Below are 10,205 nucleotides of genomic sequence, written 5' to 3' on the forward strand. Positions count from 1 at the left end.
CCATGAGAGCCGGGAGAATGACCAAGTCCTGGGACATGTCATCCTCCGCTATCCCCATATACCTTTTTGCCGTCTTAAGCGTTGCCAGCATCTTTTCCACCGCCCGGCTCCGCCTCGGCTGCCTTCTTCGCGGCGTCGATATCCGCCTTTGTCGCTACTTTTCCGATTACTTCTGCAGCAAGGAGGCGTTTTGCCCGTTCCTCGTCCGCCTCATGTAAAGCGCCGGGTTGGATCGTCTCGCCTGTCTCGTCAATAAAGGCGGAAATTACATGGTAATGTTCGGTCTTGATCTTTTCTACCATCTTATTCAGCTCCTTTGTGATAATAAAAAAAGCCCGGATAGCCGGGGCTCTTATTAAGGTTGAGGTACGCCCAATTTAACGAATGGCGATACCTCATAACCATTTTCCAGTTTAAACGGTCCTGTCAGCCAAGGCTTGCCATCTGTATTCCAGAAGGCTTTAATCATAGTTTTATTGCTCTTGAACAGGACATGTTCGGAAGCTTGAATGAAAATCCCCGCCCCATCTTTAATAATGTAATACTGCCAATCAGCGAGAACCAAGTCACCGGCAGCCCCCAGAAGTGGACCACGTTCAGAAAAGCGCAGGGGATATCCTAACAGCGTGCCAAGCATGGCATCATTTGCGTTTGGTTGGAAAATAAGCCGCCCTGAGTCATCAGTCATCGTAAGTAATTGCGGCATAATAGATTGAGAAGCAATCCAAATCAATCTACCGCCCATTTTAGCCCTTGCCAGCATATTGACGATATCTGTATACGAAATTTTGTTTGCAGTTTTACGCGGCACCGTCAAGGTGGCAGCCGAATTGATCGCACCTGTAGGTTTTGCAGCACCATTTCCATATAAAAAGGCAGCGTCTTCCGATCCTGCAATAGCATTCCGGAATAAACGATTAATCAACGTGTTGACTACTGGCGCATTCCGTAAGAGCTTGTCTGTAACTACGATAGTACCCGCAACTTCTTTCGGAGCAAGATTAAGATCCTTCAATTTAACCCCAGTGTCGGGCTTTTCATCACCTTCACCGATCCACTGGACTTCAACACCGCCATACATATTTGATCCAGCCCCTTGATCTAGTGCGGGAAAGGTAATGTCTGCATCGGGAGCCTCCTCAGCCGCTGGAACCACAAGTGCCCGAGGACGGACAATAGCTTCTTCTGGGGACACTTCAAACATCTGTGCAGAAAATTGCGGAGGGACAAAAATACCCCCGGAAGTTTTGGTTCCCATTGTCATTTCTCGGTACTCATTCAAACGCGAGTCGTGCGGAAGAAACCGTACAGAATGAACAAAATCGGCAAGATCACGGAATTCCGATTCATGTTTCGGATCATCAACCGTGCGTTTGGTTCCTGCTCCACCCATAGCCATTTGCTGCGCACGTTCTTCTAGCTTAATTTCGCTTTCGAGGCTACGCATTTCATCTTCCATAGCCGAATATTTGGTTTCCTCTTCATCCGTAAAACTGCGCTTTTCTCCCTGGGCTGCCTCAATCATCGCTCGCATTTCATTCTTCTTGGCTTCAAGCTTCTTTCTCATTTCAATAAGGTTTTTCAATTATTCCAGCTCCTTAAAGGTTTAGTTTTCTTAATCGCATGTCATGTTCCAACATGATCCTGTCCAGCTCCCGCTTTTCTTCCAGTTCATTAGTCGAATTAGACTGCTGCCGCTCTTTGAACACATCTTCCGCCGACCGTATTCCAACACTGGACTGCGGGTAAGCTGGTGTTGTTACAGGGCTAACCTCAAACAATTGAGCTTCGGAAATTGTTCTGATCGCCATATCCGGGTTAGATTCGTCCCATTCCTCAACAACTGGGCGAAAAATAAAAGACGACCCTCGCACGTCGCCGCGCTCGATCGTCTCAACATGTTTTTCCGCCCATTTCGGCGGCGTAATTTCGTACCGAAGACCGATATCATCCTCAAATAGCTGCAAGGTATTCGGCGTTCGCCCTAGAATCTCTCTGGAATCATGCTGCCAAGCCGCGTAAACATCGGGGTTCAACAAACTGGCCGTGAACGCACCGCGTGTAAATTTCTCCTGGAACATACCGAAAATTGGGTGTGATAACTGGTCCCATCGCACGGCATAACCGATGATTTTGGCCGGTTCACCATCAACTTTCCGAATTTCCGGCTTGCTCTCCGGGAGTATCAGTTCCCTTTGCTCCTTCGTCTCCTTCATTGTCGTTATCACCTCCTTTATTGGCCTTTCCGACCTCGGTCATGTTCAGCGGTTGCAAGTAGACGTCGCCGCCTTCGATCGGATTCATGTTTTCCTTTTCCCGGATCTCGTTTACAGACAACCAGCCATTCTGGCGAGCGATGGCATAAGCCTCGTACCGTGCTTTGGTCTCGCCGCGCAACAAACCTTCGATCAAGAATTCAGCGATGTAGTTGCGCTCCTCGAAGTTGCTGAACAGCTTCCATGCAATCGCCTGCTCCCATCGGATCAGCCACGGACGAATCGTGTGTGTCACGAAATCAATGGATTGCTGCTCGATGTTCGAGAACGTCGCCCGCTCTAAATCCGCCAGCATATGTGGCGGTACGCGAAAGATTCGCGCGATCTCAAGGGTCTGGAATTTCCTCGTTTCCAGAAACTGTGCGTCATTCGGCGGTATAGTGTTTTTGCTGAAAGTCATGCCTTCCTCAAGGAGCATAAGACGGTGCGCTTTACCCAACCCTTCATACTTTTCCTTTAGCGATTGGCTCAACCGATTGAAAGCTTCGTCCGAAAGCGTGCCGGGATGCGTTGCCACGGCTCCGACGTTCGTTCCGTTGGCAAAGAACTCGGCTCCAAATTGCTCAGTCGCCAAGGCCAGTTCAATAGCTTGCCGAGACCACGCGATAACTGATATACCTTTCGTTCCGTCAAATCCCAAGCCTGGAATGTGGAACATGGCATATGTGGGAACATTATGTTGCTTGCCATCCTTGGTCGTCACCCGGAAGAACGGATCGCCGGACGACGTTTCCATGTGCTCAACACGGTGCGGCGGTATCGGCCAGAGCGCTGTGATGGCACCACGTTCGTTGTACTCGATCTCCGCGTAGCAATTGCCCCACAGTAAGATGTGCGCCATCATCGTCTCGCGAAACGTGAAGGCCGTCATGCGAGGATTCGGTGAGCGCTGCAGCAAGTCTCCTACAGGATGGGACACGCGTTGCTTTCCCCTTGGCTTCATGCGGCGATAAACTGGCAGCGGGAGTGAAGCCACCGTCTCGGCCAGAATCCTCACGCAAGCCAAGACGGCTGTAGATCGCATCGCGGTCCCTTCTGTTACCTTGATACCTCGCCCAAAGGGTACGCCGAATGCATCATACACCCAGCGCTTCGGATTTTTCAGATCGCTGTTTCCCTCTGAACGACGCGCCAGTAACGAAGACAAAAATGGAATTTTCAACCTCTCACCTCCTTCCTACAAAACCCTTACGCCTCGTTCTTCATACACTGATCTTGTCTTTTTGTTGGCCTGCGCCAACGTCAGCTTGTGGCTGTCAATGACGGCATCTACCGGGTCAATCCGCTTGTTTTTTGCCCGCGGATCCTTGTCAATTTTGATCTCCCCGAAGCTGTTGCTTGTCGTCTTGGCGTTGACCATCGACCAGGTCAGCAGCTTGTTGCGACGATCGTAGATGACGTTGCCGGCCTCAACCTCAAGCCGGAAGTCCACCGTCGCGTCGTTCAGGCTGCGGGCAGATTGGATGATCTCCACCAGATCGACGCCAAACTCCTCCAGATCAGACAAAAAGGCATCCGCGTTATGAGGGTCATACGCGATGCCTTTGAGCTTGAGCCTGTGGCTTTTTATTAGATCCCGGTAATAGGCCAGGATGTACTTGTAGTCCGTTTTGACGCCGCCCATCGTCTCTGTCGGAGTCAGTAGCCCATCGCGGATCCACATGTCGTACGGCGCATTGTCCGTATGAATATGCTCGGCAACCCGCGACGAAGGGATCCAGCTGTGCGAGTGGATGTAATATTTCCGCTGTCCGTCGATATCCAGAGGAAATTCCAAGCTGCCACTCGTAAGGTCGCCGCCAGAGGAAAGGTCAAGGCCCAGGTAACATTCCCGGCCGGCCATGTCCTCGATCGTCGTATCCGAGGCGCATGCCTTCCAGTGCTCCGCGTTCATGTACTGCGTGTCACTGAACTGGACCCATTGATTCAGGCTTTTCGTGAGGAAGTTACGCAGCTCTTCGCCCTGCATCTGCTTCGCTTTACGAGCGTCCGCCCGCAGGCTCTCCGCCGTCTCCGGCGTCCATAGCGGGTTTGCCTTCGGCCAGTTGGCTTCGTCCCAGGGATCATCGTCCTTGTCCAGCTCGCAGATATAAACGAATTGCGTCTCGTCGTCGTGTGTTCCTTCGAGGATCATTTTGCAGTATTCGTACAGCTCGAAACACGGGCCGTTAAGATTAAAACCGGCTGTCGTGATGACGCTGATAAGGCATTGTTTCAGCTTCTTTGTGCCGTCCGACAGCAACTTGTACATCTGGTTGTCCTTATGCAGATGGTACTCGTCGACGGACGCGAAGTAGGGCCGGAAACCGTCAATTGACTTGGTATCCCGCCCGAGTGCTCGGATCTCGCCTCGCGTCACGTTGCATATTATCATGCTCGCGTAATCCTTGACGGTGAACAGCCCGGTCTCGTACCGGTTGCCGGCGAGCTCGTCGTCGGCATTGATGAACTTGATGCACTCTTTCAGGACGATCCGAGCCTGCAGCTCTTTTGTCGCGGTGCAGTACACTTGCGGATAGTTATAGCCGTCGAAATTGCTGTAATACAGCGTCGGCACAGCGTTACCGAGCGACTTGCCATTCTGCCGGGCAACCTGTACATAGCTCGTGCGGAAACGCCGGTAGCCGTCGAGGGTCACCCAGCCGTTCCAGCTGCCGAAGATGAAGTCCTGGAATCCCCACAACTCTAGTGGCCTTGGGTCGTCTCCCTCCGCGAGCGTCAATGACTCCGCAAAGTCGATGATCTCCTGCGCCCTTTCCGGATCCCAGACATACGGGAAATCCTCCGAGGCTTGTCGGTCGAGGTCGCGCAGATGCCTCTCGCATGCCTGGCGCTCCGCCTTGCCAACTCGTCGAGGTAACTTCCCCGCGACCACGTCAAGAGCGTACCGGGTCGTACGGTCGACCTGTGCAAGCGCGTTGCGCGGGTAATCAGCCATCGCGTCCGCCGCCTGCCGCCGTGCCGAAGCGCCCGAACTTGCTGGCTGGCTTCTCTTTTTCCTTTGGCTTGACCACGTTCTTCACTTTCGCGAGTGGATTCAAAAAAAGCCGATCCTGCATCTTGAGCAGCATATCGGCTTTTTTGTTAATCGCATTTTCGACCTTCAGAATACCTTCCAAGCTTGCGAGCTGCGATAGGTAATGCAGCGCCTTGAAATTCATTCCCTCCGCGTCCTCCGCTCGCTCGATGAATTCGTGAAGCACGTCCTCGTCGATCGTGATTTTATCGAGGCGCTGATATTGTTCGAGGAGCCGGTCGTATTCCGCAAAAGTCTTGCAGTACATGGCAAGCAGCCCGACGTCCGAGCTGGTCAGCAGCTCAACGCCTTGATCTGCAGCTGACTTGTATTCGTCAATAAGATCTTTCCATAGCTTGTTTGCCACCTTGTCCTTCGTGATGAAGGCAGGCTTCTTCAGCTTGTCGAGCTCGTGTTTGCCGAGCTTCACTTCGCCAGATTGGCGGGCGGCAAGCTCGGCCTTTGTCAATCGGTTAGGGTTGCCCTCTGCGATGTGCAGAGCGGCTGGTTTCGCGTTCCGACCCATCGAGGGCACCTCCTGTCGCTGAAAATTTTATAAAACGAGTTTTTGCGCGATTTAAGGGGGACGCGGTCTAGAAAATTGCCATCGGCTGGAAATTTTACCCCCCCTCCCCCTTGGCCAATAAAAAAAGCCACTCGTTAGAGTGACTTTGAAAATATATTTAATTTTTAACTGCAATCCATACGGGCGTTCCAGTAGTTGGGTCATAGCCAGCAGACTTGATATTGAATTGGTCTGGAGAGTAGCCGGACTGTCGCAGCTTATTATGGAGCGCTTCAAGCGCCGACTCTTCTGTCACATCTTTACCTTGTGCATTGTAAGCAAGGCTGTCAATATCATCGAGTATTCCATCCTTACCAAACAACCGATAAGCTTCCTCTTGGCCCCTCACAACTTCTACAGGTATACCTGCCAAAGTTATATCGCCCTTCTCTAACACCCCTACATATTGGGCCGCACCAACAATGGAATCGTAGGTGTCATAGTTCAGTTTGATTCGGGTTGGCCGATGTCCGATCTCTTGTTCAAACTTCCAGATTTGCTCCATCAACTCTTGTTCCATATTCTCCCCTCCATTTCTTCGATCTTACCAGCTAATTCCCGAACCCGCCATCCTCTTTCACGGTCTTGATGCTATGGCATGACGCGCATAATGGCTGCCAGTTTGCACGGTCCCAGAACAGGCCCTTGTCCCCACGGTGCGGAATGATATGGTCCACCACCGTTGCGGCATTGAGGCGGCCGTTATTGCGGCAATGTATACAAAGGGGATGCTTGCGAAGGAACCCTGTTCGCGCCAGCCTCCATTTGTGGTCATATCCTCGCTGGGCCGCGGTGCCTCGATCTCTGTCGTAGGCGCCGACCTCTTCTTGGTGATCTTCACAGTAGCCGCCTTTCGTCAAATTGGCGCATCCACTCTTTCGGCAAAACTTTTTTAGCGCCATAGGCACACCCCTTTAATTAATCAGTATATTTATCCAATTATTTATTTACACGTGTAAATAAATATGCTATAATAAGAGTATAGAAAGGAGGTGAACGAAGTGGATGTGGAAAAGTGGAAGAACACTGCGGCAATCATCTTTTACTCACTAGCGGCCCTAAAGACAGCCATCGAAGTAAAAAAGTTGCTTAAGAAAAAGAAAAAGCGCCCCCAGAAAAAACGGAGACGCTAAGCACAAGTAAACATCTAAGAAGTGGGAGGTTCGCACCCTCCCTCTTCAAAAACAATTATACCACATCCACATAATCATGAAAAAAAATGCTACTGATTCGTTGTTCCTGATTCTGGGCATTGTATTTCTGCTCGATATGGATTATTCGAACATGACATTGCTTAATTGGGTCGCAGTCTTTGTCATTGCCCTATGGTTTGTCCTGCTGCTCATAAAATGGTTCGTCAGGGAGTGAAGCACATGAAAATCAACATCACATCACGGGAAGAACTCATTTCCTTCATCGCCTCCGAAGTGGTTAACAGCACGGAGGCGGTGGAGATACTAGGAAGTACCCGGCAGAACTTAAAATCCTTCGTAGATCGCGGCAAGCTTGTCCCGATCAAAGAATATCCTAAAGATCGGTGGTTCTTAAAGTCGGATGTCCTGGAATGTAAAAAGAATGCCAGCCGGTATAATCGCAAAGCCGCGAATACAGAAACGGATTTAAATAATGAATGAAGACCAGATAAAGTAGCGCTTTGCACTAATGTGCAGGTGCTATTTTTCTAGTATTGTACATATTCGCCTTCATCACTTTCATAGTCGCCATTACTAGATTGTTGCTCATTTTTTATTTCTTCAATATAAACTCTTTGGACGTTGCTCAGATTGATTAATTCGTTCCCTTCTTTCAACCAAGCTTGGTTTACTCTGATAATTCTTGACCTAATATCGCTAATATCAGCAGCGTGCACATTTAAAAAATGTTTCTCTCCATTACACATTACAAACATAATATAAAACTTTTTCAAAGCCCATCCCCCTCAGATCACAAAATATATTTACAGGTATATTTTACCACGTTTATAAATCTGTATGGGAACCGTGAACTTGTTTTTTATTCCCACGAGTTATCTATATCTTATATTGTGTTGAACTGGGGGAGGGCTGTTTTCCCCTTATTATTACTGGTTATTTGGCATACCGGTAAAATGAGTTCACACTAGCATTAAATATGAATAACTAGACTCTAAATGAGCGTGTTGCTGCATTAATCGTGTCCTGCACAATACCGATGTACCGAAGGGTAAAGGCCGGGTCCGAGTGGTTGAATATTTTCTGCAGCATCGCAATATCCCCGGTCTGCTTATAAAAAAAATAGCCATAGGTTTTACGTAAAGAGTGCGTACCGATACCCTGTAGCTTGTAACGCTCTCCTAGACTCCGCAGTATCTTATATGCCATATTGCGGGTAATCGGCTTATTGATCCCCTGTCTGCTTACAATTAAAAATTCATCCTCGTCACGAGCTTCGACCAAGGACAGCAGTTCTCTCCTTACGGTTGGGTTCATCTCAAACGTTTTCTGTTTGCCAGTCTTGATTTCGGTCATGTACAGTTCTTTCTTTTTAAGATCCCGGATTCGCAGTTGCAAAATATCGGATATCCGCAAGCCGGTATTAATGCCAGCCACAAAGAGAATATAATTTCTCGGGCTTGGTAACTGGATTAAGTCCTTCTTAATCCTTGATATGACTTCCGGGTCCCGGATCGGCTGAACGAAGTTCATCTGCCCTCACCTCCCGATGACATTGTTGCTTTGGACAAAATTGCCTAACTCCATCCCAATGGCCCCATATACAGCCGCGACATAGGGCGGGCTGGATACCAGGTGCTTGGGTTGGTGTATCTTCAATAATCAACACCCTATGTCGCCGCCTTCCTTTTGGTATAAAAAAAGAGCCGCAATAAGCGACTCCCAAATGGGGGTAAACGACAAAAATTGAGATTTCAAATTCTCTCGTTTATCCCCGATTTTTGTCTAAGGGCATCTAACCCTTCCTCACACCACACCCCTGACGATCTACGTCTAAGGCACCAAGTCCCACAGCATGGCCGAGTGTCTACGATGATAAGGGTACGGTAGACTTCACCCGAGCCTATATAACTGGCTCTGAATCTACTGTACCCTGCACCTACGGACACTTTGTGGACATCGTTGAGACATGAAATGGACATTTTTTCACTCCAAATATAACAACGTATTTGCTACGGATTCGGTCCCCTCGATTATTTTGCGGTCAATGGTCTTATCGCTATAATCCCAGCCACTAAAATGTAAGATAGTAGCTGCACGAGAGTTTCCCTTAATAAACCGATATTCGATAACACTTCTCACATCTGGATAAATAATCTGTTCAACTGCTCTTTCAATAAGACGAGTATATTTGATTAGTGCAGCATGTTTTGCAGCTTGGCTTTCTGTCTCCGGTGGATTCATTTCAAAAAAAATCACCTTCTGCTTTTTCTCTCTATACTGCTTCAAAAGAGCCTTAGTGCGAACAATATCAGCCTGTGTGACGACCGGAAAAAGTGTTTCCATGTACATAACTGACATTCCTCTTAACCCCCTAATATGCTATATTGGAATTAAGAGTTTGAGCTTGGCCCCCGGACACCCGTTCCCCAACGGCCGGGGGCTTTATTGCTTAATCTCGATGAACCAGTTCAGCATAGCAGAACCTTATTTTTGTGTTTACTGATCGTATAATGTAGAGACAATCCTTGACCCTTAATATTTGCCCTTTCTTAATCCTCCCCGTTGGAACAATTGCGATTAGATCACCTTGGGGGCTGACCATCTTCATTTACCTTCCTCCTTTTGCTCCAGTAAGTGAGGGTGTTCGTATATGTTGCCGATTATTTCGACATAATTCCAACGAATGTCACATGCTTGGAAGCGTTCGTTCGTCACTGTATCTTCGAAATAAAAACTAGCGTCAGTATCACTCCAGATTGTCCGGAAAATATAAGAATTTTCGATGTCTTCTTCTAAAATGATGTCCCCGTCAAAATTTCCCGTTCCCTTTCGATCGTTTAGGCCGGTGTATTGGCCTACTGTTTCGGGATCGACCGCCGCCCACCATTCCGTATTAAAATAATCTTCATTCCAGTCGATGACATCACCGACAATGTAGCGGTCACTTATTAGGCTCCCATACACCCACTCGCCGCTTTCCATGCTCTTGCCCCGGAACTTAATCGGTCTGCTCATACTCTTCCTCCTATATGGGGAGGGATTTCCTCCCCTAGTTGATGTTTAAACGTTGTTCATCTGCTGCCGCACTATCTGCGCGATGGTCGGGTGCATTATCAAGGTGCTGCCCATCGCAAAAATCCCTTTCCTTGGCGTCACGCTGAATCCGTAACGCTTCGCCCATTTCTTATTGATTC

14 protein-coding genes are annotated in these 10,205 nt (G+C 48.8%); 2 read left to right on the forward strand and 12 right to left on the reverse strand.

What is annotated here, in order from left to right; all coding sequences use genetic code 11:
* Positions 1–74: 74 nt before the first annotated feature.
* From ABH899_RS28335 to ABH899_RS28370, 8 genes are all read right to left on the reverse strand, one after another.
* On the reverse strand, positions 75–302 hold the full coding sequence (locus ABH899_RS28335; protein WP_370002194.1) for a hypothetical protein: 228 nt from the start codon (positions 300–302) through the stop codon (positions 75–77).
* 53 nt (positions 303–355) lie between these two features.
* The gene (locus tag ABH899_RS28340; protein ID WP_370002196.1) at positions 356–1,585 is read right to left on the reverse strand and encodes a phage major capsid protein; all 1,230 of its coding nucleotides are present in this window, start codon (positions 1,583–1,585) and stop codon (positions 356–358) included.
* A gap of 13 nt (positions 1,586–1,598) precedes the next feature.
* Positions 1,599–2,216 (reverse strand): HK97 family phage prohead protease, encoded by a 618-nt coding sequence (locus ABH899_RS28345; RefSeq protein WP_370002198.1) that lies wholly within the window; start codon positions 2,214–2,216, stop codon positions 1,599–1,601.
* Positions 2,149–3,438, reverse strand: a complete 1,290-nt coding sequence (locus ABH899_RS28350) for a phage portal protein (RefSeq protein ID WP_370002201.1) — start codon at positions 3,436–3,438, stop codon at positions 2,149–2,151. The genes ABH899_RS28345 and ABH899_RS28350 overlap by 68 nt, the downstream gene beginning before the upstream one ends.
* 15 nt (positions 3,439–3,453) lie before the next feature.
* Positions 3,454–5,214: a terminase large subunit gene (locus ABH899_RS28355; protein ID WP_370002204.1), complete on the reverse strand. Its 1,761-nt coding sequence runs from the start codon at positions 5,212–5,214 to the stop codon at positions 3,454–3,456.
* A complete protein-coding gene (locus ABH899_RS28360) occupies positions 5,207–5,818 on the reverse strand; it encodes a terminase (RefSeq protein ID WP_370002207.1) in 612 nt (203 codons plus the stop codon). The genes ABH899_RS28355 and ABH899_RS28360 overlap by 8 nt, the downstream gene beginning before the upstream one ends.
* A gap of 157 nt (positions 5,819–5,975) precedes the next feature.
* A complete protein-coding gene (locus tag ABH899_RS28365; protein WP_370002209.1) occupies positions 5,976–6,377 on the reverse strand; it encodes a hypothetical protein in 402 nt (133 codons plus the stop codon).
* Positions 6,378–6,408: 31 nt separating this feature from the next.
* Positions 6,409–6,759 (reverse strand): HNH endonuclease, encoded by a 351-nt coding sequence (locus ABH899_RS28370; RefSeq protein ID WP_370002211.1) that lies wholly within the window; start codon positions 6,757–6,759, stop codon positions 6,409–6,411.
* Positions 6,760–6,858: 99 nt separating this feature from the next.
* Here ABH899_RS28370 and ABH899_RS28375 point away from each other — a divergent pair, with 99 nt between their 5' ends.
* The gene (locus ABH899_RS28375) at positions 6,859–6,990 is read left to right on the forward strand and encodes a hypothetical protein (protein WP_370002214.1); all 132 of its coding nucleotides are present in this window, start codon (positions 6,859–6,861) and stop codon (positions 6,988–6,990) included.
* A gap of 240 nt (positions 6,991–7,230) precedes the next feature.
* Positions 7,231–7,491 (forward strand): DNA-binding protein, encoded by a 261-nt coding sequence (locus tag ABH899_RS28380; RefSeq protein WP_370002217.1) that lies wholly within the window; start codon positions 7,231–7,233, stop codon positions 7,489–7,491.
* 47 nt (positions 7,492–7,538) lie between these two features.
* Here the strand turns inward: ABH899_RS28380 and ABH899_RS28385 are convergent, their stop codons facing one another.
* From ABH899_RS28385 to ABH899_RS28400, 4 genes are all read right to left on the reverse strand, one after another.
* A complete protein-coding gene (locus ABH899_RS28385; RefSeq protein ID WP_370002219.1) occupies positions 7,539–7,784 on the reverse strand; it encodes a hypothetical protein in 246 nt (81 codons plus the stop codon).
* 211 nt (positions 7,785–7,995) lie between these two features.
* Complete coding sequence (locus ABH899_RS28390; RefSeq protein WP_370002221.1) at positions 7,996–8,541, reverse strand: site-specific integrase; 546 nt, start codon at positions 8,539–8,541, stop codon at positions 7,996–7,998.
* A 453-nt stretch (positions 8,542–8,994) separates the two neighbouring features.
* Positions 8,995–9,369, reverse strand: a complete 375-nt coding sequence (locus tag ABH899_RS28395; RefSeq protein ID WP_370002222.1) for a hypothetical protein — start codon at positions 9,367–9,369, stop codon at positions 8,995–8,997.
* Positions 9,370–9,615: 246 nt separating this feature from the next.
* Complete coding sequence (locus tag ABH899_RS28400) at positions 9,616–10,026, reverse strand: YopX family protein (RefSeq protein ID WP_370002224.1); 411 nt, start codon at positions 10,024–10,026, stop codon at positions 9,616–9,618.
* Positions 10,027–10,205 lie beyond the last annotated feature (179 nt).

Source organism: Paenibacillus sp. RC84, assembly GCF_041260495.1.
Taxonomy (GTDB): domain Bacteria; phylum Bacillota; class Bacilli; order Paenibacillales; family NBRC-103111; genus Paenibacillus_F.